This window comes from Methylobacterium sp. D53M (assembly GCF_053345625.1).
The window spans coordinates 314113-336874 of sequence record NZ_JBKFAL010000001.1; the positions used below are offsets into that span (position 1 = coordinate 314113).

Sequence of the window (22762 nt, forward strand, 5' to 3'; positions counted from 1 at the left end):
GCGGGCCGCGCCGCGATCCGTGGTGGCGCGGTCCCTAATCCGGGGCCGATTGGGCGCGGTCCGGTGGCAGCGCGAGGGATGCCAGGACGAAGCCCATGAAGAAGAGGAAGTACTGGTTGACCGACAGTTCCTCGAACATGAGCGACGGGATCAGGAACACCGCGCTGTAGGTCAGGAACGGCCCGAAGGCGGCGGGCGCCAGCAGGATGCGCCCGAGGCCGGCTACGAGGAGCAGCGCCGTGGCGATGCCGCTCTGGAGTGCCAGCGACACGAAGCCGTTGTGTGGTGTCACGAGCCCGGTCAGGGCCTGCAGCTCCTCCCGGCGGGCGACCTCGCCGACGCCAAACGGGTACTCGAGGACCAGCTGGAGCGCGGTCACGCCGGACAGGAACCGCTCGTCGAAATTGCCCGTGACGTTGTGGTCCTCGGCGAAGCGCCGCTCGATCGCCTGGGACAGCGTCCCCGGAAGCGGGATCTCCCCCGTCACCGCCCAGGCCACGAGCAGGACGCCCAGGACGCCGAGCGCGGCCAGCACCGCGGGCGCCTTGAGATTCCGCCGCATCAGCAGGCCGAGGAACAGGATCGGCATGAACAGGCCGGCGCGGTTGTTGGTGAATGGGAAGCTCGCCAGGAGGGCCGCGAAGTAGGCGAGATAGACGATCTTCAGGCGATAGCGCAGGCTGAGCAGCAGGGCCGCGGCCCCGGCCAGGGCGAAGACGTGGCCGGTCTCGTTGCCGGAGGCCCAGAGGCCGCCCTGCTTATCCTGCACGAACAGCTTCAGCTCCTCGTCGAGCCCGTCCGTGGGAACGGCGAGTCCGAACCGGTCGAGCGGCATGCCGGAGGCGGCGAGCAGCAGGACCGCGAGGGAGGCGAGCATTCCGGCGAGCAGGCCGACACAGAATGCGTCCTCGACGCGCCGGTCGCGGAACATCACCAGCAGGATGAACGCCTGGACCACGTAGAGCAGCAGGACGAGGGTCAGGTAGACGTCGCCCGCCTGCTTGTGCGCCTTCAGCACCAACGAGGCCGCGATCAGCGCCAGGATGCCGGCGAGGGGCGCGGCCTGCCGCAGTGCCTCCGCCACGACGGCGCGGCGCAACCCGAGCCAGGGGATGAGCAGGAACGGCAGCAGGTCGGACAGGCGCTGGAACGGCAGCCCGAAGGTCGAGGTCAGGACGTTGAAGTTCAGGGCGGCGCCGAGCAGGAACACGGCGACGCGGTCCGCGAGGAGGGACGCGGCCGGCGCGCGCGTCTCGATCGGCAACGCCTGTCCCGCCATCACCCTGCACCGTCCCCGCGCATCGGCCGCCGATGATCCCTCCGCCGGCCGCGGCCTCTAGCGGGCAGTGTCGCCCACAAAGGTTGGCGGAGGGTGCAGATCAGGCGGGGCGCCTCAGAAACTGGCCGACGGCCGTGCGGAGCGTGCCGCGCATGAAGATCCAGGCGAGGCCCAGATAGGCCGCGATCCCGATTCCGACCGCCGCGAACAGGCCGACCCGGTCCCCGAGGGCGGCGTAAATCGGCCCCTGGACGACCAGCACCAGCCCGGCCATCGCGCCGGCGCAGAGCGTGATCGGCGCGAGGAGCCGCACGAGCCGCCCGTTCGTGACCGGGACGACGCGCCCGACGCTGGCGACGATCGCGGGCGTGAACAGGTAGGCCCGCACCACGTGCCCGGCGACCAGGGCGGCGAGGCCGAAGGGCGCGGTGACGACGGCCGCCGCGGCGCCGAGGCCGAACTGCGCTCCGGCGAGCCGCAGGGCCGTGCCGTTGCGGCCCAGGGCGGTGAAGATCATCCACAGCATCGAGGTGGCGACGAATTCCGGGGCGAGGAGCGCCAGCGTCCGCAGCACCGGCGCCGCGTCGTGCCACTGGTCGCCGAACAGGAACGGGATGAGGGTCGGGGCGACGGCCGCCATGCCGAAGAAGGCGGGCACGGCCAGGAAGGCCGAGGCCTCGGTGAATCCGTGGAAGGCCGCGGCCAGCTCGCCCGGACGGTCCTGGAGGCGCGCGTAGGTGGTCAGCCCGACCGTAGTCAGCGGGATGACCGCGACCTGGCTCACGAGGTCGATGCAGCGCCAAGCGAGGCGCAGGTAGCCGACATCGGTGGCGGACAGGAAGTAGGCCGCGATGACTTCCTGGCTCCGGATCGAGGCGACGAGCAGCAGATAGGTGCAGAACAGCCGCGAGCCGAACGCGATCTGCTCGCGCACGGAGGCGAGGTGCAGCCGCAGCGGCGGAATCCAGCGGGCCGCCGCCCAGGTCAGGAGCGTGGTCGCGGTCGCGGCGACGAGCCGCTGCACCACCAGGCTCCAGACGCCGTAGCCGTCGAGGGCCAGCACGAGGGCCGCGGCGCCGCCGAGCACGTTGGCGCCGAGCGCCCGCAGGGCGAGCTTGCGGAAGCCGAAGCTCCGCTGGAGCCGCGCTTCGTGGATCGCACCCGCGGCGGTGATGACGAAACAGGCGGAGAGCGCGCACAGGACCGGCCGCAATGCCGGCAGGTCGAAGATCCAGGCGATCGGGCCGGCCAGGGCCACGAGGCCCACGGCGCACAGGACGCCCGCGGCGAGCATCACCCAGAAGGCGGTGGCGGCGAAGTCCTCGTCGAGCTCGGCGCGCTGGACCACCGCGTCGGGCAGGCCGCAGCGGGCGACGATCTGCAGGATGTCGATGAAGACCGCGGCGATCGCCACCATCCCGAACTCGGCGGGCCCGATGAGGCGGGCGAGCACGAGGAACACTCCGAAGCTGAGGACCACGTTGCCGACCGAGGCCACCGCCACCCAGCGCGCGGCGTCGAACGAGCGCCGCGTCACCGCGGCGCCGGAGGCGAGCCCCGGCTCCTCCTCGGCGGCGGCCGCCTCCGACAGGACCGGCGCGCCGGCGCTCACGGGCGGCTCGCCCGACGCTCGGCCACGAGTTCGGCGTAGAGATCGAGGTACTTCTCGGCGACACGCTCCGAGGTCGATTCACGGATGACGTGCTGGAAGGCGCGCTCGTCCGGCAGGTCGCCGCGGCCGCGGGCGATCACTATCCGCAGTCGTGCGGCGAGGTCGGCGTCGTCGCCCGGCGTGAACAGCCAGTCGGCGTTGTCCTCGCCGATCAGCTCGGGGATGCCGCCCGAGCCCGCCCCGATCACCGGAACGCCCATCGTGTAGGCCTCGTAGATCGTCCGCGGCGACGGCTCGGCCCAGAACGACGGGACGATGAGCACGTCGATCGCGCTGAGAAACTCGGCGGGTTTCGCCCAGCCGACGAAGTCGATGGGCAGGCCCTCGGCCTGCGCCTTGAACCGCTTGATCGAGTCGTCCATCGCGTGGCCGGCGACGAGGCAGCGCCAGTCGTCGGGACCGATCCGTCGGAAGGCGTCGATCATCGTACCGACCCCCTTCTCGGTGTTGATCCGGCCGAGATAGCCGAAGGTCATCGGCTGGCCGGTCCGGTCGATCCGGCGCCGTGTCTCCGGGTCGCCCTCTGGGACGGTGCAGGAATAGAAGATCACCCGGCGCCGCTCGGGCGCGAGATGCGCGAACAGCCCGTGGTCGACATGGGTCTTGAGGATCTCGGTGCCGACGCTGACGACGGCGTCGACCGACCGGTTCGTGATCTGCTTGGCGGCGTTGACCACCTTGCAGCCCAGGTGCCAGCGGTCGCACGGCTTGCCGTCCCTGAACATCGCGGCGTTGCCGCAGATCAGGTCGTACTCGCAGACCGTGTGGACGATCGGGATCCCGCGCTTGGCCGCCTCGCGCCAGACGAGAGTCGAGACGTCGAGCAGCGAGTGCGTGTTCACGATGTCGGGCCGGAAATCGTCGAGGACGCGGCCGAACTCGGCCGCGACGGCGAAATTCCACTGCTGCTTGAGCTTCGCCCAGGCGCGGCCGAAGCGGCTTGCCTGGGGCCAGTCCTCGAGCCAGAAATCGTTGTGGTGGGCCATGCGGTAGACGGTGACGCCGCCGCGCACGCTCTTGGGCTCGGGCTCCCGGGCGATGCAGGCCGCCGCCACCGTGTGGCCGGCCGCGACGAGTTCCTCGGCGAGGTGCTCCACCGAGCGCTCGGCGCCGCCCACGATGTAGGGCGGGTAGAGGGCGCTGAGATGCAGGATCCGCAGGGGGCCGGTCACCGCGCGCGCGGCCGCCTGATCCCTCGGGCGGTCCCGGTCCTGGGCGCGGGGTTCCTCCGAGAGGACCCGGGCGTAGCTCGACGACAGGGTGGGGGTCATCATGAACGGCACTCGCTGAGGTGCGGGCGCTCCGCGCGGGCGGAAGGCTCGGGAAGCGGTTCGATGGAGGCCGCGTCGCGGGTCGCGGCGTAGAGATCGAGATAGGCGGTCGCCACAGCGACCGGATCGGTGCCAGCGCGGATGCGTGCGGCGCGGGCGAGCCCCTCGGCGAGACGGGCCGGCTCCGCGATGATCCGGGCCATCGCGGCGGCGAGCGCCGGCGCGTCGCCGGGCGGGACCAGCCAGGGGCCGGACCCGACCTGCTCGCCGATGCCGCCGGTCGCGGTGCCGATCACCGGGACGCCGCGCCCGTAGGCCTCTGCCACCGTCCGGCCGAAGGGCTCGGGCCAGATCGGCGGGACCACGAGGCAGTCGAGATCGTCCAGGAAGGCGTCGCGAGCGGCGTAGCCCGGGAAGGTCACGGGCAGGCCCTCGGCCAGGGCTCGGTAGCGGTCCAGTCCGTCCACGGCGCGACCCGCAACAGCGAGGCGCCAGCCCGCCTCCGGCAGGCGCCGGCAGGCCTCGAGGAGGACATCGAGTCCCTTCGCACGCTCGATCCGGCCCAGATAGCCGAACCGGACCGGCGCGCCGGGCGCCCGCTTCGTCCGCGTCACCGGCGAGCCGGGCGGGATCGGGTTCCAGATCACCCGGCGCAGCGACGGTGGCACATGAGCGAAGAGGCCGGCGGCGAGGTGGCGGTCGAGGATGTCCGAGCCCACGGCGGCGACGGCCGTCACGGCGCGCTGGCATCGCCGGTGCGGCGCGGCGTAGAGGCGGCACTTAAGATGCTGCTGGGCGCAGGGACGCCCGTGGCGCACCATCGCGCCGTTGGTGCAGAGGCTGGTGAAGTCGTGCAGCGTGTGCACGACCGGCACCCGGAGCCGCCGGAGCATCGGCCAGAGCGCCGGCGGTAGCTCGGAGATGGAATGCGTGTTCACGAGGTCGGGGGCGTAGTCCCGGACCGCCCGCGCCATCCGGTCGACGGCGTGGCGGTTCCACTGCGCCGCGACCTTGTAGCGGAGGCGCTCGACCCGCCCGCGCTGCGGCCAATCGAGGATGTGGAACGGCGTCCCGTAGCCGATCCGGTAAACCGTGACGCCGTCCTGCAGAATCGGTTTGCCCTCGGTCCGCGCCGCGCAGGCAACGGCGACGCTGTGGCCGAGATCCGCCTGGGTCCGGGCGAGCGTCTCGACCATCAGTTCGGCGCCGCCGACCTGCTCGGGTGCGTAGAGGGAGCTAAGGTGCAGGATGCGCATGCGGCACCTCCCGGGCGGACCGCGCCGCCGCGCCGTCTTGCAGCGCGTCGAGCAGCAGTGTCTCGTAGCGGCGCGCGGTCTCGGCCCAGTCGTAGCGCCGGACATTGTCGCGGCCGCGGGCGATCAGCGCGGCCCTGAGCCCGGGCTCGTCCAGCAGGCGGCGCAGGCATTCGGTCAGCGCTGCCGCGTCGGCGGGATCGAAGGTGAGGGCGCCGCCTCCCGCGATCTCGGGCGTCGCGGAGCGGTCCGAGCAGATCACCGGACAGTCGAGGGCTTGCGCCTCCAGAACGGGCAGGCAGAATCCCTCGGCGAAGGACGGGACGCACAGGCACAGCGCGCCGCGATAGAGGGCCGCCAGCCTATCGTCGCCGATGCCCGACAGGCGGGTCAGGGGGACCGGCGCGTCGCCGAGTGCGGCGGCGACGGCCTCGTCGGAATCCTCGCCGACGTGGACGATCCCGATCCCCGGCCTCCCGAGCGCGACCACGGCGCGCGCGAGGGTCGCGAAGTTCTTGTTGTAGAGGGCGTTGCCGACGGCCAGCACGTACGGCCCCGCCGGGACTTCGGCGCCGGAACTAGCCACCGATGGGTCCAGCATGGCCGCGGACGGCACGGTGCGCGTCCGGCCGCGGAGCCGCGGGTAATGGTACTCCAGATCGCGCCGTGTCGCGTCCGAGACGGCGATCACCCGGGCGCTGTTGCCGAGGACCAGGCGGAAGATCGGGTCGGTGGTCAGGGCCTCGCGGGAGCGGATGCGCTCGGGCAGGGTGCGGAAATAGAGGTCGTGCACCACACTGACGCGGGCGCGGCCGCCGAAGGCCGCCCCGTACGGGTCGATGTTCAGCACCACGTCGACGGCGCGGGCGCGGCACAGACGCGGTACCGCGAGGCACTGGCGCAGCACGTCGAGCAGCATGATCCGCGGCCGCGGAACCGTCACGACCTCGACGCGGTCGCGGATCGCCGCCGGCAGCTGGTCGCGGCGCCACGGGGAGCGGAGCACCACCGCGAAGGTGCCGCGCGCGACCAGACCGGCGATCACCCGGAAGGCGACGAGCGCGACGCCCGACGGCCGACCGGCATGCTGGCTCGGCATGTTGACGAGGACGCGCGGCATGGCGGGTCTGACGGCTCCGAACGGGAAGGGGGATCGCCGGCCCGTCAGGCCCGGCCGGCGACCTGGAGGATGATGTCGGCGAGATCGCGCTGCATGCGCTCCGCGCCGTAGCGGGACAGCGCCCGCTCGCGCGCGAGCGCGGCGCGCGCCCTGAAGGGGCCGGGATCGGCGAACAGCGCCGACAGGGCCGCCGCGAGGCGATCCGGCCGACGCGGCGGAACCAGCGTCCCGGCCGCGCCGCCGTCGAGGATCTCGGCGGAGGCGCCGGCGTCGGTGGCGATCACCGGCGCGCCGACCAGCATCGCCTCGACCAGGGTGCGACCGAACGGTTCGGGATCGACCGAGGGGTGCACGACCGCGTCGACCGCCTGCATCAGCCGGGGGACGTCGTCGCGCTGTCCGAGGAACAGCACCCGGTCCGAGAGGCCGCGCCGCGCCGCGAGGTCGCGCAGGTGCGCCGCGTAGGCATCCTCGCCGAAGAGCGGCGCCCCGACCACGACGCAGCGGAGGCCGGGCAGGGTCGCCAGCGCCTCGATCAGGACGTCCTGCCCCTTCCACGGCGCGAGGCGGCTGAAGACGCCGACGAGGGGGCCTTCCGGCAGGCCGAGTTCCGCGCGCAGAACGGCGGCGGAGCAGGGTGCCGGATCGACGTCGAGGCCGTTCGGCACGACGCGGATCAGCGACCGGCGCCCGCCGGCCTGGACGAAGGCCCGCGCGGCGGCCTCGGAGGGAACGATCACCCGGCCGGCGCAGAGATTGGCGAGCCGGATCTGCAGGATGCGCTGCGCCCGGCCGAAATGCGCCCCGTTGAGGATGTCATGGAGGTGCCAGATCAGGGGGCGCCCGGCGGCCCGCGCCGCCAGAGACGAGAGCAGGAAGGCCTTCTGCGAGTTGGCGTAGACCACGTCGCAGGACCGGGCCGATCGGGCGATCTCCAGCGCCAGGGAACCGAGCTGTCCCAGGAACGGTAGCGCACTCAACGGTGACACGTCCCGCCGGAGGCCCGCCAGGGCGGACCGGCGGCGCGCGAGACGGATCTCCAGACCCGCGTCGCGGAGGGCCGCGGTCAGCGCGCCGTCCTCGAACAGGAAGGCGCTGGAGCCCGCCCAAGGCCGGACTGCGTCGCGGAGCACCAGCTCGGCACCGGACATCGTTCCGGTATGGCTCACGAACAGGACCCGCGGCCGCGCGGCGATGCCTGAGCGCGCGTATTGCCCCCGGTCGAGGAGGCCGCGCTCCGCGAGCGCGTGGGTGGTGAGGAGCTCGGTCATCGCGCGCTCGCGGCGGTGCGGGGATCGGGCAGCGGCATCACGTCGTAGGTCGACTGGAGGCCCGGCCGGACCATCGTCATGGCGATCCCGAGCACGTGCCCGCCGGCGCGGCGCAGGTTCGCCACGGTCTCGACGGTGTCGGAGAGCTGCGAGCGGCCGTAGCGGGCGCAGCAGAGCACGCCGTCGACGTGGCGGGCCAGCATCGCCGCATCCATCAGGAGGCTGGTCGGCGGGGTGTCCAGGAGGACGAGGTCGTAGCGGCGGCTCCACTTGAGGAAGTCGGCCATCCGGTCGCCCATCAGGAGCTCGGTCGAGTCGGCCGTCGGCGTTCCCGCGGGGATGACGTCGAAGCGTCCGGCCTGGACCACAGCGTCGGCCGGGTCGATCTCGCCGCGGAGCACGCCGCCGAGGCCGGGGCCGCGTCCGAGCCCGAGGGAGGCCTCGAAGTTCGGCCGCCGCAGGTCGCACTCGACCACCAGCACCCGGCGGCCGCTCGCTGCGCCGATGCCGGCCAGCGCGAAGGCCGTGAACGACTTGCCCTCCCGCGGCTTCGCCGAGGTCACCAGGATGACGCGGGACTTGCCGGCGCCCGCCAGCACGAGATGGGCGTGCAGGTTGCGCAGGACGTTCTGCATCATCGAGTCGACCCGCGCCCGCGCCAGCGCCTCCGCGAGGTCGAGCTCGCGCTGCCGCTCGGAGAAGCGGCCGACGAGGCCGGCAGGCTCCAGGCTCGGCAGCTGCGCGAAGACCGGGGCGCCGGTGCCGGCCATGAGCTGCGCCGAGGTGCGCACGCGCCGGTCGGTGTAGTCGCGCAGCAGCGCGGCGGCGGCCGCGAGCACGCCCGCCAGCACGACGCCGCCCGCCAGGAACGGCACGGCCTTGGGCGAGAACGGCTCCTGCGGCAGCTCGGCGAGGCTGACGAGCCGCGTGCTGCCGGTGAGGATGCGCCGCTCGGTCTCCAACTCGCCCGCCCGCTTGACCAAGTCGGCGTAGCGGGTGCGCTTGATCTCGGCGTTGCGCACCATGCCCTCGATCGACGCTTCGTCGTCCATGGCGGCGGCGGCGTCGGTCTTCGCCGTCTCGAGCTGGGCGCGCAGCGACTTGGCCAGGGCGTTCGAAGCCTCGTAGGACTTGCGCAGACCCTTGGCGACGTTGCCGATCTCCTGCTCGATCCGCGCGCGAAGGCTCGCCTGCTCGGTCTCGAGCGCCCGGATCACCGGGTGGTTCGCGCCCAGCAGTGTGCTCTGGTTGGCGAGCTGCGCGCTGACGCCGCTGAGCTGCTGCTTCAGCGAGACGATGGTCGGGCTTGCCAGGACGGCCGGGGCGCTGTCGGCGCCGCGGGCACCCTTTGCCTCGATCTCGGAGAGCCGCGCGGCCGCGTCCGCCTTGGCGGTCTCGGCCGCGGCGAGCTGCTGGCTGATGCTGGTGAGCCGCTCCGCGCTGATCGGGGCGAGCGAGCCCTTCAGCAGGCCCTTGCGGCGCCGGAAGGTCTGGATGCGGGTCTCGTCGGCCCGGATCGAGGCGTCCAGCTGGCTGATCTCGGTGTGCAGCCAGTCGGCCGCGGCCTTGCGGCTCGAGGCCTGCGCCTCGCGCTGGTCGTCCAGGAAGGCGTTGATCAGGCCGTTGGCCATCGTCTGCGCCGTCTCGGGCAGCGGCGACTTGTAGCCGATGGTGATGATGCGCGAGCGGCCGGAGCTCAGGACCGTGTAGCGCTTCTGCAGGTACTCGACGAGCGCGTTGCGGTCGGTCGTGAGCTTCGTGCAGGCGGCGTCCTTCTTCTCGCTGATCCGGTCGGGATGCCCCCCTGTGGCCGCGTAGCGGCACTCGGCCAGCACCGCGGCGACCAGGTTGTCGTCGATCGCGAGGCGCAGGAGCCGCGGCGAGCGGATCACCAAGATCTGGCTCTCAATGTCGGCCGGGTCGCCGATCTTTTGGATCCAGGCCATCGAGGCGTTGTTGGCGCCCGGTTCCGCCTCGGCCACGATGACCGAGCCGCTCGCCACGTATTGCCGCTGGATCATCAGCAGGGCGGTCACGGCGAGGCCGAGGACGGTGGCGAACACCGCCGCGAACAGGTAGCGGCGATGCCAGATCCGGGCGAGGGCCGCGGCCAGCGGACCGCCGCGCGCCGGCTCCTGGGCGAGGGCGCGAACCGGCGTCCGGTCGGCCAGATCGACAGTCAGGAAGGACATGCGGCGCGTCCTCAGCCGACGGCTTCGAGGCGCGGCAGGATCCGCGGGCGAGTCTCGCAGGCGGCCCGGTGCATCGCCATCTGGTCGTCGACGAAGGTCGAGAACCGGCTGCGGAACAGCTCGGCCGAGAACTGCTCGGCCTGCGCCCAGCAGGCCTCGCGGGTGAAGTGGCTCTCCTGCAGCAGGAAGCGCTGGACGCACTCGGCGATCGCCACGGGCTCGGGCGTGTCGAAGAACATCCCGGTGCGCTGCGGGCCGCGGGTCTGGACCGTCTCGCGGGCGCCCCCGCGGCCCAGCGCGAGGACCGGCGTGCCCTCCGACGTGGCCTCGACCACGATGATCCCGAAATCCTCCTCGGCCGCGAAGATGAAGGCGCGGGCCGTGGCCATGAGGTGGCGCAGCTCCGCGTCGGGCACGAAGCCGGAGAACGACACGTTCGGCCCCGCGATCTCGCGCAGCCGCGCGGCATCGGGCCCGGTGCCCGCCACCACGAGTTCGAGGTCGGGGAGCAGCGCGAACGCGCGGATCACCGCCTCGACGTTCTTGTACGGCACAAGCCGGCTGGCCACGAGGAAGTGGTTGCCGCGCGGCCCGTCATACCGCTGGCTCGGCAGCGTGATCGGCGGGTGGATGACCTCGGCGGTGCGGCCGTAGACCTTGTGGATGCGGCGGGCGACGAAGGCGGAGTTGGCCACGATCGCGTTGGGACCGGCCGCCGTGCGAAAATCCCAGACGCGCATCCGGTGCAGGATCAGCCGGGCGAGCACGCTCTTCATGCCCGCGTCGCAGCCGCTCTCCCGCAGGTAGGTGTGCTGCATGTCCCAGGCGTAGCGCATGGGCGAGTGGATGTAGGAGACGTGGAGCTGGTCGGGCCCGGTGAGGACGCCCTTCGCCACCGCGTAGCTGCTCGAGATGACGAGATCGTAGGCCGACAGGTCGAACTGCTCGATCGCGAGCGGCATCAGCGGCAGGTAGTTGCGGTGCCGCGTCCGCGCGAAGGGCATGCGCTGGATGAAGCTCGTATGCGCCTGGGTGTAGCCTAGCCGCGCCCGGTCCGCTTCGGGCAGGAAGTCGAAGAGCGCGAAGACATCCGCGTCCGGGTAGATCCGCAGCAGCTGCTCGAGGACACGCTCGGCGCCACCGACGATGTACAACCAGTCGTGAACGATCGCGACACGCATCACAGCTTCCTCGTCGGTGCGCCGGACGCTGGACCCTGCATTCCGTCCCGCCGGTCCCGCCGGTGACAGCGGGCCAAGGCACACACGAGAGGGTAATAGCAGCGTGATCTGTAAAAAAGGGGTCACCGCCGCAGCAACAGTCGAAATTAGGGCCTGTTTAGACGCGAGACGCAGCGTGTAAACTTAATTTTTGCCAATAATTAACGTTAAGCGAAAGGTGTTCTCAGACCTGCAATCTTCGGCATGACTCCCCGTGGGTGCCCGCTGCGCCGGGTCGGCACACCGGCGGCGGGGGCCCGGCTGCGCGGCCTACGAAGCGGCCGGAACGGGCAGGGGATCGGGCGAGGGCCGCCGGTCGAGCCGGCGCCGCAGGGCCGCGATCACCGGCGTCTCGACATACCGGAACAGCAACTCGCCGGCGGCGACCGCCGCCGGGAACGCGATCGCGAAGATCAGGGCGGCGCGCGCGAAGCCGGGCGCGACGACGAGCGCCGCGATCTTGGCGGCGCTGTGCAGCAGCAGGTTGTGGACCAGGTAGAAGGAATAGCTGGCATTGCCCTGCGACAGCAGCCAGCGCGACTTCAGGGCGATGCCGCCCCGCTCCAGCAGCAGCATCGCACCGACGATCAGGACGGCCGCTGACCCCCAGATCAGCGGGCGCGCGAAGCCGGACAGCTCGGGGCTGACGCCGAGCGCGTCGGTCACGATCTGGCCGCCGAGGATGAGCAGAAGAGCGGCCGCGACGGCCGCGCACGCCACGCGCCGGACCGGGAAGCCCGCGGCCGGCGCCCGGAGCCGCAGGTAGGCGTATCCCAGCCCGATGCCGGCGGCGAACTCGATCAGGATCGGCTTCGTGTAGTACGCCCAGTAGAGATTCGACGCGGGCAGCAATCCGAGCAGGATCAGCGCCAGGAAGATCGCGGCCGCACCGAACGCCCGGAAGGCGGGTCTCGGCACCATGAGCAGCGCCGCGAAGACCACGTAGAAGAACATCTCGTAATTGAGTGTCCAGCCCACGGAGTTGAGCGGCTCGACGAAGCCGCCGCGGGAGAACGGCAGGAACAGCAGGGACTGGACGACGTAATCTGGCCGGATCTCCACGATCCCGATGGGCTTCAGGCCCGTCAGCGCGATCAGCGCCAGGGCGAGCGTGACGAGCCAGTAGACCGGGACAACGCGCGACGCGCGGCGGAGCAGGAACTCGCCCGGGCTCTCGCGGCGCCCGCTCGTGCTCACAAACATGATGAACCCGGAGAGCACGAAGAACACGTCGACCCCGCTCGCGCCGAAGGCGAACAGATCCGGCCTCGGCAGCACGGGGCCGATGTAGAGGCCGAAATGCGTGAGGAAGACGAGGTACGAGGCGACGGCACGCAGGATTTGAAGGTTGTAGATCATCGCGCGCCGGCTGATCGCTGGGCCCGCCCGGGACGGGCGACGTCGCGCCCTTATGGCCGAGATGGCCCCGCCGCGTCACGACGAGTCCGGAAACGTCCTAAATGGCCCGCGTCTCGAATTTAAGATCAGGCGGGGCATTTACACGCATGAGTTGCTAAATCCGCGAAATCTCTGGACGGACGATCACGAAAGCAAGAGCTGGAAAGTGATCGTAAAGGTGGTGTCGCCGAATGTAGGCCGCCGGCCACATCCGGTTCCTGTTTGCACGGTGCGCAACCCTGTGTCGCCCTCTACGGACCGCTATTTACTATTAATCAATAGATAATTTGACGCCGATCCGATCCGTTCAATAGCGTCGTGACAACTGGAATAAGGAGTTCCGCCTTGAATATCGCTCAAGACATCCGTGAGATTCTCGGGGCGAACGAAGCCTTCGCCGGGAAGGCCGACCAGCTCTCCGAGGATGACAGCCTGTTCGATCTCGGGCTGGACTCGTTCGGTTCCGTCCAGCTGATGCTGGGCCTCGAGGAGCGTTTCAGCATCGAGTTCCCCGACGAGCTCCTGAACCGCAAGTCGTTCTCGTCGATCCGCGCGATCCGCGAGGCCGTCTCCACCCTGATCCAGCAGGAAGCCGCATGAGCACGCTCGCCGCGCGCGCCGAGCGGGCCGCGGCGGTGGCGGCGCACCACGCCGACGCCGTCGACCGCGAAGGCCGCTTTCCCGCGGAGGCCGTGGCCGCGATGAGGGCCGAGCGGCTGCTCGGCCTCCAGATCCCGGGCCAGTTCGGCGGGGAGGGGGCGGGGCTGACGCAGATCGCCGAGCTGTGCAGCACGCTCGGGCAGGCCTGCAGCGCGGCCGCGATGGTCTTCGCGATGCACCACATCAAGGTCTCCAGCCTCGTGACCCACGGCCTCGACAGCCCGTGGCACGGGCGCCTGATGGAGCGCATCGCGCGCGAGCAGCTGCTGGTCGCCTCCTCGACCACGGAGGCGGGCATCGGCGGGGACCTGCGCAACAGCCTCTGCGCCGTGGAGACGACCGGCGAGGTCTTCGCCCTCGGCAAGGACGCGTCGGTGATCTCCTACGGCGCCAACGCCGACCTGATCCTCGCCACGGCCCGGCGCCATCCGGACGCCGCGACGTCCGATCAGGTCCTCGTCGCGCTGATGGCCGACCAGATCTCCCTCGCGCGAACGGGCGACTGGGACACGCTCGGGATGCGCGGGACCTGCAGCGACGGCTTCCGCCTGGAGGCGCGGAACGTCCCGGTCGAGCAGATCCTGCCGAAGCCGTTCGCGGAGATCGCCGCCCAGTCGATGCTGGCCTCCTCGCACCTGCTGTGGAGCAGCGTCTGGTACGGGATCGCGACCTACGCGGTCGACCGCGCCCGCGCCTTCGTGCAGGCCGAGGCGCGGCGCCGGCCCGGGCAGGTGCCGCCGACCGCGACGCGCCTCGCCGAGGTCTCCAGCGCGCATCAGGCCATGCGCGGCACCATCGTGTCGGCCCTGCGCCGCTTCGAGGACGCGCACGGGGACGCCGACACGATCGGCTCGGTCGGCTTCTGCGTGATGCTCAACAACCTGAAGATCACCGTCTCCGACATGGCGGTCGACATCGTCCGGCGGGCACTCGCGATCGTCGGCCTCGCCGGCTACCGCAACGACACGCCCTTCAGCCTGGGGCGGCCGCTGCGCGATGTCCTCTCCGCGCCGCTGATGATCGGCAACGACCGCATCCTCGCCAACACCGCCAAGCTCCTGCTCGTGCAGAAGGGCAGCGGCCAGCTCATGAGTGCGTGATGGAATCGATCTCCTCTGCCCCCGTCGACGTGCTGCTCGAGGACGAGCCGGCCGGCGGTCCCACCTTCCTCGACCGCCTGTTCGATCACGGCCTGCTAGTCCGGACCGGCATCGACGGCCTCTACGGCCGCAGCGGCGGCTTCGAGAGCGTCGTCGACGCCCTCGACCGGATGATCACGCGACTCGGGGCCACCCAGGAGGCCGAGGTGCTGCGCTTCCCGCCGGCGATGAGCCGCCCGGCCTTCGAGCGCAGCGGCTACCTGAAGGGCTTCCCGAACCTCGCCGGCACCGTACACAGCTTCTGCGGCGACGCGCGCGGCCACGCCGAGATCCTCGCCTGCCTCGAGGCCGGGACCGACTGGACCGGGCAGCAGGAGGCCACCGACATCGTGCTGACGCCCGCGGCCTGCTACCCGGTCTACCCGGTCGCCGCCGCGCGGGGCGCGCTGCCGGCCGAGGGCCGCCTGTTCGACCTGCAATCCTACTGCTTCCGGCGCGAGCCCTCGCTCGAGCCGACCCGGATGCAGCTGTTCCGGATGCGCGAGTACGTGCGCATGGGCAGCCCCGAGCAGGTCCTGGCCTTCCGCGAAGCCTGGCTCGAGCGCGGCACGGCCATGATCCGCGCCCTCGGTCTCCCGCTCGCGATCGACGCGGCCAACGACCCGTTCTTCGGCCGCGCCGGCCGGATGCTCGCCAACAACCAGCGGGCGCAGGGGCTGAAATTCGAGCTGAACGTCCCGGTCAACAGCGTCGACAAGCCGACGGCCTGCCTCAGCTTCAACTATCACCAGGACCATTTCGGCAGCACCTGGGAGCTGCGCCAGGCCGACGGCGAGGTCGCCCACACGGCCTGCGTCGGCTTCGGCCTGGAGCGGATCACGCTGGCGCTCCTGCGCCACCACGGGCTCGATCTCGCCGCGTGGCCGGCCGCCGCGCGCGCCGAGCTGTGGGGCTGAGGCGGTGACCGCCGCGCTGCGCCTGCCGGAGGGTCTCGGAGCCGCGGGACCCTACGTCCCGCACCCGCTCCACGATTCCGGCCGCGACTGGCCGGAGACGAACTGCTACGTCGACCTCTGGATCGAGCTCCTGCACGGACGCGGCCTCGTGCCGGAGGCGATGCTGGGCTTCACCGTGAGGCAGGATTTCGAGGGCGACCAGTTCACCTTCTTCAAACCGCCGACCGGCGATATCGAGCGCCTCTACGGTCTGGAGGTGCTGGAACTCGCGGTCTACGACGGCCTCGAGAAGCACGCCGTGATCCAGGCCGCGGCCGGCCGGCCGGTGCTGGTCGAGGTCGACGCGATCTACCTGCCGGACACCCAGGGGACCACCTACGGACGCGAGCACGGCAAGACCACGATCGGGATCTTGGCCCTCGATCCGGCCGCGCAGGAGCTCGATTACCTGCACAATGCGGGTCGCTTCCGCCTCGCCGGGAAGGATTACACCGGGATCTTCGGGCCGGCGACGCTGCCGCCCTACGCCGAGTTCGTGAAGACCGTCGCACCGTCGCTCGGCCCGGCGGATCTGCCGGCGGTTGCGCGCGAACTGCTCGTCCGGCATCGCGCCCGGGCGCCCCGGCGCAACCCCGTCCTGGCGTTCCGCGATACCCTCGCGGCGACGGCCGCGGAGCTGGTCGTCCGGCCGCTCAGCGTGTTCCACGCCTACGCCTTCAACACCACGCGCCAGCTCGGCGGTAATTTCGAGATGCTCGCCAGTCATCTCACGTGGCTCGAGGCCCGGGAGGCCGGCGGATTCGGGCCAGCCGCCTCGGCCGCCGCGGACCTGAGCCGCGAGGCCAAGGCCTTCCAGTTCCAGCTCGCCCGCGCGTTCCATCGCCGCTCGGCCGAGGGCCTGGCGCCGCGCCTCGACCGCCTCGCGGCGACATACGACCGCGTCTTCGCGGATCTCGACCGCGCGTTGGACCGCTGAGAGGCGTCATGGCCCGCATCCGCAGCGTCGACGACCGCGCGCCGGAGGTCCGCTTCGGGCCCTGGCGGCTCGCCGCGACGCCGGCGGGCGCCTGCGCGGGTCCCGGCGATCTGGACGGGGTCACCGACTGGATCGTCGCCGAGGTTCCGGGCACCGCCGCCGGCGCCCTTCGAGCCGCCGGACGCTGGAGCGAGGCGGCGCCGGAGCCGATCCACGACCGCGACGTCTGGTATCGGACACGCATTACCGGTTCCGGGCCTGCCCGGCTGCGCTTCGGGGGCCTCGCCACCCTCGCCGAGGTCTGGCTCGACGGCGTCCCGGTCCTGTGCGCCCGCGCGATGTTCGAGGAGCACGTCGTCGACGTGGACCTTGGCGGCACCTCCGACCTCGCGCTGTGCTTCCGCGCGCTTCGGGCGGAACTCGAACGCCCGGCCAAGCGCGGGCGCTGGCGTCCGCGGATGATCACGCCCGGGTCGCTGCGCCACGTGCGTACCAGCGTCCTCGGCTTCATGCCGGGCTGGTGTCCCGAGATCGACCTCGTCGGGCCCTACCGCCCGATAACCGTCGAGCCGGTCCGCCCCCGCGCGAGCGCCGCGGATGTGCGTACGACCCTCGACGGCGACGTCGGCCGGGTGGCCGTGCGCCTGCGGGTCGACGGTCCGGTCGGCACCGTCCTCCTCCGGTGCGGCGGCGGCGAAGCCCCACTCGCGGAGGTCGAGCCGGGCCTGTTCGCGGGCGCGCTGGCGCTGCCCGGCATCGCGCCCTGGTGGCCGCATACCCACGGCGCACCGAACCTCCACCCGGTCGAAGTCCGCGTCGACGGGGCGCAAATCGACCTGGGCCGCGTCGGCTTCCGGACCCTGTCGCTCACGCGGTTGTTCGCGGAGGGGCTCGCGCTGGCCGTGAACGGCGCGCCGCTCTTCTGCCGGGGCGCCGTCTGGACGCCGCCGGACCTCGTCGGGCTGGGCTCGGACGGCACCCGCGCATTGCTTGAGCTGGCGCGCGAGGCCGGCATGAACATGCTGCGCGTGCCCGGGACGACGCTCTATCCGGCCCCGGACTTCTACGATCTCTGCGACGAGTTCGGCATCCTGGTCTGGCAGGACCTGATGCTCGCCAACTTCGACTACCCGCACGCCGAACCGGCTTTCGCGGCCGCGCTCGACCGCGAGCTGAGCGGATTCCTCGACCGCACGCAGACCGCGCCGTCGCTCTCCGTCGTCTGCGGCGGCAGCGAGGTCTGGCAGCAGGCGGCGATGCTCGGGGCGCCGCGCGCCGTCTGGGCCGACGCCTACTGCGCGGACACGCTGGCGGAGCGGGTGGCAGCGTGGCGGCCCGATCTCGTCGTCGTGCCGAACTCGCCCTCCGGCGGCGACCTGCCGTTCTCGCCGCGCAGGGGTTGCACGCACTATTTCGGCGTCGGCGCATATCGACGGCCCCTGGAAGATGCCCGCCGGGCCGAGGTCGGCTTCGCCAGCGAGTGCCTCGCCTTCGCCAACCCGCCCGAAGCCGGCACGCTGGGCCCGACCGGACCGGCCGACCCGCTCTGGCAGTCCGGCATCCCGCAGGACCGCGGCGCCGATTGGGACTTCGAGACGGTGCGCGACCACTACGTCGGCGCGCTCTACGGCGTCGATCCGGCGACCCTGCGCGCCGAGGACCCGGACCGCTACCTCGAGCTCGGCCGCGCCGCGGTGGCCGAGGTCATGGAGGCGACTTTCTCCAAGTGGCGCCGGCCGCGCTCGCCGACGGCCGGCGGCCTCGTCCTGATGCTGCGCGACCTCGCGCCCGGAGCCGGCTGGGGCGTGATCGACTGGACGCAGCGCCCGAAATCGGCCTGGTACGCGCTGAGGCGCGCCTTCCGCCCGGTCCAAGTCCTCCTCACCGATGAGGGCCTCGACGGCCTCCATGTCCACGTCCTCAACGAGAGGGCGACGGCCCGGGCGCTGACGCTGTCGCTGACCTTCTGCGATGTCGCGGGCCGCGTCGCGGCCCGCGCCGAGCGCGCTCTCGAGGCCGGCCCGCGGGCGGCGCTCACGTTCACCTCCGCAGCCCTTCTCGGGCGCTTCTTCGACTCCACCGACAGCTACCGGTTCGGGCCCCGGATCCACGATCTCGCGCACGCGCGGCTGACCGACGCTGACGGGCGCGTGATCGCCGAGTGCTTCCACGTCCTGGGCGCGGGGCCGCTCGACCGGTCGGCCGTCGGCCTCCGGGCCGAGCCGATCGCGACCGAGGCGGGGCCGGGTCTGCGGATCAGCACCGAGCGCTTCGCCCGCGGCATCCAGGTGCTGGCCCCGTGGGCACGGCCGACCGACAGCGGCTTCCATCTCGCCCCGGGGTCGAGCCGGATCATCACCTTCGCGGAGGCCGCCCGGCTCCCGCGCGGGCGCGTGCGGGCCATCAACAGCGACGAGATCGTGGAATTCGGTCATGACGGGTGAAGTCGGGTCCGAGGCCGCGGTGTCGGTGCCGGTGACCTTCGACGGGCTGTTCGGGTGGCTTCATCCGGCGGCCGGGACGCGGGGCGTCGTCCTCTGTGGGGCCTACGGCTTCGAGCAGATGGCCGCGCATCGGCCCTGGCGCTCCCTGGCCGAGGGCCTCGCCGCGGCGGGCTGCCCGACGCTGCGCTTCGACTATCCGGGCGAGGGCGACTCGGCCGATCTGGACGAGGCGCGGGTCGCTGGCTGCGTCGCTGCGGTGCGTGGGGCCATCGCGTACCTGCGCGCGACGACCGGCGTCGCGGAGATCGTCGTCGCCGGCCTGCGGCTCGGCGCGACCTTCGCGGCTCTGGCCGGCGAGGCGGAGGCCGTCGACCGCCTCGTCCTGCTGGCGCCGGTCACGACCGGGCGCGCGTATCTGCGCGAGATGCGGCTGCGGGCGCAGACGATCGGCCGCCTGCCGGACGGGTCCGCTCCGGCGCAGGACCCGGACAGCCTCACCGTGGGCGGCTTCCGGATGGAGGCGGCGTTCCTCACCGATCTCGCCGAGCTGAACCTCGCGCGGCTCGCGCGGGCGCCGGCCCGCCACGCGCTGCTCCTCGCACCCGAGACCAAGGCGCTGGCCGCGCACCTCGGCGCTCTCGGCTGCGACGTGGCGACGGGAGCGTTCCCGGGTCTCGCGGCGCTCGTCGCCGATCCGATCTTCTCGGATGTCCCGACCGCGGATTTCGCCCGCGTCATCGGCTTCGCGACCGACGGGATGGCGGCCGCCGGGCCGCGACCCGGCGGCATCGCCATCGACGGGCGCCGGAACGGGCTGACCGGACCGGGCTGGGCGGAGGCGCCGGTCCGCTTCGGGCGCGGCCTGATCGGCATCCGCTGCCGGCCCGACCGGGCGGAGAGCGCGGCGCCGACGATCCTGTTCGTCTCGACGGGCATGAGCGTGCATTCCGGATGGGGGCGCCAGACCACGGATCTCGCCCGGCGCCTCGCCGCGGAGGGGATCGCGTCGGTCCGGTTCGACCTGCGCGGCATCGGCGACAGCGACGAGCGGCCGGACGGCCGCAAGCCCCTCTTCGCCGCGGACGGCTTCGCCGACGTCACGGCGGCGGTCGACCTGATCGCCGGCGCGGGCGGCCCGATCCTGCTGGTGGGCGGGTGCAGCGGCGCCTACGCGGCCTTCCACGCGTTCTGCCGGGACCGCCGGATCGACGGCGCGCTCCTGCTCAACCTCTACTGCTTCGACTGGGACCCGGATCAGGACCTCGACCAGGTCATCCGGCAGACCTTCGGGAGCGCGTCCACCTACGCGGCCCTGCTCAAGCGGGGCGCGACCTGGCGCCGGCTGATCCGCGGCGAGATCCGGATCGCCGCCATCGCCTCGGTCCTCGCCCGGCGCGGCATCGAGGCCGGGATCCGCCGCCTGCGCCGGGCTCTCCGCCCCGGTCCGCTCGGGGGCTCGCCCGCCCGGCGGGTCGCGGCCCTCCGTCGGCGGGGCGCGGAGATCCGCCTGCTCTACAGCGCGGGCGATCCGGGCCTCGCGGCCGTCCGCCGCCATCTGGGACGCTCGCCCGGACCGGCCGACCGCCGTGTCGGAGCGCCCGTGACGGTGGTACCGGGCGTGGACCACAATTTCGGTTCCCGCGCGGCCCAGGCCCGGGTCGCGGAGGTGCTGCAGGACCTCCTGCGCGCCGTCCGCCGCGCCCACGCGACTCGCACCGGCGTGGCGAAGGCCGCCGCGCCGGGAAGCGGTCTCACCCTGGCGGGCCGGACGTGACCCGTCTCACGCGCCGGTCCGCCCTCGCCCTGGCAGCGGGCGCGCTCGCGGCCGGGCGGGCCGCCGCGGCCGAGCCGCTGCACCGCTGCGAGGCGCTGATCGACTCGATCGGCGTCAACGTGCATCTCGGCCATCGCGGCACCCCCTACGTCGACCGCTTCGCCGCCTGCGCCCAGGCGCTCGACGAACTCGGGATCCGGCACCTGCGCGACGACATCGTGCTCGTCGGCGACGAGCCGGCCGGGCAGTTCGAGCGCATCGCCGATATGGCCGACCGGGGCTACCGTTTCAGCCTGATCTTCTACGACGGGCTCACGCCGGGGCCGCGGGTGCCGCCGGAGCGCTTCGCCGAGATCGCCGGCTGGGCCGGCGACGGGCTCATCGTGGCGGAGGGCGGCAACGAGCCGCCGGTCGCGGCGCGGCCGGGCCTCGCGCGGCTCTCGGCCGATCATCAGGCGGCCCTGTTCCGCGCGGTGCGGGCGGACACGCGGGCCGAGGCCGTGCGTGTGGCCGGACCGAGCTACATCCAGGGTAACGTCGCGGCGGCGCAGAACCTCGCGGCGGTCGTCGACCTCGCCAACATCCACGCCTATCCCGGGGCCGAGCACCCGGAAACCGACGGCGGCGGCAGCCTCGCGCGCTTCGTCGCGGCCGCGCGCCCGGTCTTCGGCGACGCGCCCGTGATCGCGACCGAGAACGGCTACCACACGGCGCTCGCCACCGGCAGCGCCCACCTGCCGATCTCGCCGGGACTGCGCGCCCGCTACCTCCCGCGGATGCTGCTCTGGAGCTACCTCCAGGGCGTGCGGCGGACCTACCTGTACGAGCTGATCTCCAGCTTCGACCGCGGCGACGCCGATCCCGAGAGCCGCTTCGGCCTTCTCGCCCACGACGGTCGCCCCACACCCGCCTTCGCGGCGGTGCGCAACCTCGTCCGGCTGTTCGGCGCCCCAATTGGCGAGATCGCCGCCGTTCCGGCCGACCGCGACGTCACGCTCGGCAACCCCATTCCCGATCTCGTCACCGCGCGGTTCGCGCGGCGGGACGGGGCGACCCTCGTCCCGATCTGGCTCGGCCTCGATGGCTGGGACCGGCGCAGCCGGGCCGCCCGGCCGGATCTGCCGGCGCGGACCGCCGAGCTCCGCCTGTCACGGCAGCCCCGACGGGTGAGGCTCCACCGCTTCGACGACGACGGTGCGGTGAGCGTGATGGATCTCCCCGCGGACAGGCGGGTGCCGGTCCCGGTGACGGACCGCCTCAGCGTCGTCGAGCTCACCTAGGGCGGCCGCCGACGCGGTCCGTTCCGAACCGCGCCCGAACGCCGACCCTCTCGGAGGCCTGAGACATGCTGAGCTACCTGGGTGACACGATCGTCGGCCTGACCCTCGCGGTCCTGAACGCGCTGGCGCCGCTCGAAGTCCACGTGGACAAGGGCGTCCCCTATGCCGACGGGAGCGCGCACCGCGCCGACATCTACCGGCCAGCCGCCGGGAAGCCGCGTCCGGTCGCCGTGTTCCTGTACGGCGGCGGGTGGCGGACCGGATCGAAGGACGAGGTTGCCTACGTGGGCGCGGCGTTCGCGCGGCGGGGCGTCGTCGCGGTCATCCCCGAGTACCGCCACGTGCCGGCGGCGAGCCTCCAGGACATCCTCGCGGACAACGCCGCCGCCGTCGCCTGGACCCTCGCGCACGCGGCCGAGTACGGCGGCGATCCCGCCCGCGTCACCGTCGTGGGGCATTCCTCGGGGGCCTGGGCCGCCGCGATGCTGGGCCTCGACGCGACTTGGCTCCAGCGGGCCGGCTCCAGTCCCGCCAAGCTCGCCGGGATCGTCGGGCTGGCCGGACCCTACGCGACTTCGGCGCTGACCGATCCGCTGGATCGCCAGGTGTTCGCGGACAGCGATCCGGCCCTGCAGCCGATCAACCACGCCGCGGATCCGCATCCGGCGATGCTGCTGGCCACCGGCGCGGCGGATCTCGACGTCAACCCCGCCGGAACCCTGTCGCTCGACCGGGCGCTGCGCGGCTTCGACGGCAGGGAGACGATGAAGATCTACCCGGGTCTCGGGCACGGGCAGATCGTCCACGCGATGAGCTTCCCGTTCAGTCTCCGGTACTCGGTCGCGGACGACGTCGCACGTTTCGTCAAGGGCGCCCGTGCCGGCCGGTGAGGCCGA

The 22762-nt window shown here is 72.4% G+C and carries 17 protein-coding genes; 8 read left to right on the forward strand and 9 right to left on the reverse strand.

Annotated elements, in window-relative coordinates; translation table 11 throughout:
- Nucleotides 1–34: 34 nt before the first annotated feature.
- The 9 genes from ACLBYG_RS01550 to ACLBYG_RS01590 form a co-directional block, all read right to left on the reverse strand.
- On the reverse strand, nt 35–1264 hold the full coding sequence (locus tag ACLBYG_RS01550) for an O-antigen ligase family protein (RefSeq protein ID WP_447680370.1): 1230 nt from the start codon (nt 1262–1264) through the stop codon (nt 35–37).
- A gap of 115 nt (nt 1265–1379) precedes the next feature.
- Complete coding sequence (locus ACLBYG_RS01555; RefSeq protein WP_447680371.1) at nt 1380–2891, reverse strand: lipopolysaccharide biosynthesis protein; 1512 nt, start codon at nt 2889–2891, stop codon at nt 1380–1382.
- Complete coding sequence (locus ACLBYG_RS01560; RefSeq protein WP_447680676.1) at nt 2888–4111, reverse strand: glycosyltransferase family 4 protein; 1224 nt, start codon at nt 4109–4111, stop codon at nt 2888–2890. Before ACLBYG_RS01560 ends, ACLBYG_RS01555 begins: the two co-directional genes overlap by 4 nt.
- Nucleotides 4112–4221: 110 nt before the next feature.
- Nucleotides 4222–5478: a glycosyltransferase family 4 protein gene (locus tag ACLBYG_RS01565; protein ID WP_447680372.1), complete on the reverse strand. Its 1257-nt coding sequence runs from the start codon at nt 5476–5478 to the stop codon at nt 4222–4224.
- Nucleotides 5459–6595, reverse strand: coding sequence for a glycosyltransferase family 4 protein (locus tag ACLBYG_RS01570; RefSeq protein ID WP_447680373.1), 1137 nt, complete (start codon nt 6593–6595; stop codon nt 5459–5461). The genes ACLBYG_RS01565 and ACLBYG_RS01570 overlap by 20 nt, the downstream gene beginning before the upstream one ends.
- A gap of 44 nt (nt 6596–6639) precedes the next feature.
- Entirely contained in the window at nt 6640–7866 is a 1227-nt protein-coding gene (locus tag ACLBYG_RS01575; RefSeq protein ID WP_447680374.1) for a glycosyltransferase, read from the reverse strand.
- The gene (locus ACLBYG_RS01580; protein ID WP_447680375.1) at nt 7863–10058 is read right to left on the reverse strand and encodes a GumC family protein; all 2196 of its coding nucleotides are present in this window, start codon (nt 10056–10058) and stop codon (nt 7863–7865) included. Before ACLBYG_RS01580 ends, ACLBYG_RS01575 begins: the two co-directional genes overlap by 4 nt.
- Nucleotides 10059–10069: 11 nt before the next feature.
- The gene (locus tag ACLBYG_RS01585) at nt 10070–11239 is read right to left on the reverse strand and encodes a glycosyltransferase (protein WP_447680376.1); all 1170 of its coding nucleotides are present in this window, start codon (nt 11237–11239) and stop codon (nt 10070–10072) included.
- Nucleotides 11240–11548: 309 nt separating this feature from the next.
- Nucleotides 11549–12637, reverse strand: coding sequence for an acyltransferase family protein (locus ACLBYG_RS01590; protein ID WP_447680377.1), 1089 nt, complete (start codon nt 12635–12637; stop codon nt 11549–11551).
- Between the two features lie 390 nt (nt 12638–13027).
- Between ACLBYG_RS01590 and ACLBYG_RS01595 the strand changes: the two genes are divergently transcribed.
- From ACLBYG_RS01595 to ACLBYG_RS01630, 8 genes are all read left to right on the forward strand, one after another.
- Nucleotides 13028–13276 carry an acyl carrier protein gene (locus ACLBYG_RS01595; protein WP_170855117.1) on the forward strand — a complete coding sequence of 83 codons (249 nt, stop codon included), beginning with the start codon at nt 13028–13030 and terminating at the stop codon, nt 13274–13276.
- Nucleotides 13273–14436: an acyl-CoA dehydrogenase family protein gene (locus ACLBYG_RS01600; RefSeq protein WP_447680378.1), complete on the forward strand. Its 1164-nt coding sequence runs from the start codon at nt 13273–13275 to the stop codon at nt 14434–14436. Before ACLBYG_RS01595 ends, ACLBYG_RS01600 begins: the two co-directional genes overlap by 4 nt.
- Nucleotides 14436–15392 (forward strand): amino acid--[acyl-carrier-protein] ligase, encoded by a 957-nt coding sequence (locus ACLBYG_RS01605; protein ID WP_447680379.1) that lies wholly within the window; start codon nt 14436–14438, stop codon nt 15390–15392. The genes ACLBYG_RS01600 and ACLBYG_RS01605 overlap by 1 nt, the downstream gene beginning before the upstream one ends.
- A 4-nt stretch (nt 15393–15396) precedes the next feature.
- Nucleotides 15397–16368: a DUF1839 family protein gene (locus ACLBYG_RS01610; RefSeq protein WP_447680380.1), complete on the forward strand. Its 972-nt coding sequence runs from the start codon at nt 15397–15399 to the stop codon at nt 16366–16368.
- 8 nt (nt 16369–16376) lie between these two features.
- Nucleotides 16377–18812, forward strand: a complete 2436-nt coding sequence (locus ACLBYG_RS01615; protein ID WP_447680381.1) for a glycosyl hydrolase 2 galactose-binding domain-containing protein — start codon at nt 16377–16379, stop codon at nt 18810–18812.
- Nucleotides 18802–20586 (forward strand): alpha/beta fold hydrolase, encoded by a 1785-nt coding sequence (locus ACLBYG_RS01620; RefSeq protein ID WP_447680382.1) that lies wholly within the window; start codon nt 18802–18804, stop codon nt 20584–20586. The genes ACLBYG_RS01615 and ACLBYG_RS01620 overlap by 11 nt, the downstream gene beginning before the upstream one ends.
- Nucleotides 20583–21866, forward strand: a complete 1284-nt coding sequence (locus ACLBYG_RS01625; RefSeq protein ID WP_447680383.1) for a hypothetical protein — start codon at nt 20583–20585, stop codon at nt 21864–21866. The genes ACLBYG_RS01620 and ACLBYG_RS01625 overlap by 4 nt, the downstream gene beginning before the upstream one ends.
- 65 nt (nt 21867–21931) lie before the next feature.
- Nucleotides 21932–22756 carry an alpha/beta hydrolase gene (locus ACLBYG_RS01630; protein ID WP_447680384.1) on the forward strand — a complete coding sequence of 275 codons (825 nt, stop codon included), beginning with the start codon at nt 21932–21934 and terminating at the stop codon, nt 22754–22756.
- The last annotated feature ends 6 nt before the right edge of the window (nt 22757–22762 follow it).

Bases quoted from the DNA above. Each gene is read 5' to 3' on its own strand.
- ACLBYG_RS01630 (WP_447680384.1), top strand. From the start codon at position 21,932: ATGCTGAGCTACCTGGGTGACACGATCGTCGGCCTGACCCTCGCGGTC.
- ACLBYG_RS01570 (WP_447680373.1), bottom strand. From the start codon at position 6,595: ATGCCGCGCGTCCTCGTCAACATGCCGAGCCAGCATGCCGGTCGGCCG.
- ACLBYG_RS01565 (WP_447680372.1), bottom strand. From the start codon at position 5,478: ATGCGCATCCTGCACCTTAGCTCCCTCTACGCACCCGAGCAGGTCGGC.
- ACLBYG_RS01585 (WP_447680376.1), bottom strand. From the start codon at position 11,239: ATGCGTGTCGCGATCGTTCACGACTGGTTGTACATCGTCGGTGGCGCC.
- ACLBYG_RS01590 (WP_447680377.1), bottom strand. From the start codon at position 12,637: ATGATCTACAACCTTCAAATCCTGCGTGCCGTCGCCTCGTACCTCGTC.
- ACLBYG_RS01575 (WP_447680374.1), bottom strand. From the start codon at position 7,866: ATGACCGAGCTCCTCACCACCCACGCGCTCGCGGAGCGCGGCCTCCTC.
- ACLBYG_RS01600 (WP_447680378.1), top strand. From the start codon at position 13,273: ATGAGCACGCTCGCCGCGCGCGCCGAGCGGGCCGCGGCGGTGGCGGCG.
- ACLBYG_RS01620 (WP_447680382.1), top strand. From the start codon at position 18,802: ATGACGGGTGAAGTCGGGTCCGAGGCCGCGGTGTCGGTGCCGGTGACC.
- ACLBYG_RS01615 (WP_447680381.1), top strand. From the start codon at position 16,377: ATGGCCCGCATCCGCAGCGTCGACGACCGCGCGCCGGAGGTCCGCTTC.
- ACLBYG_RS01580 (WP_447680375.1), bottom strand. From the start codon at position 10,058: ATGTCCTTCCTGACTGTCGATCTGGCCGACCGGACGCCGGTTCGCGCC.
- ACLBYG_RS01605 (WP_447680379.1), top strand. From the start codon at position 14,436: ATGGAATCGATCTCCTCTGCCCCCGTCGACGTGCTGCTCGAGGACGAG.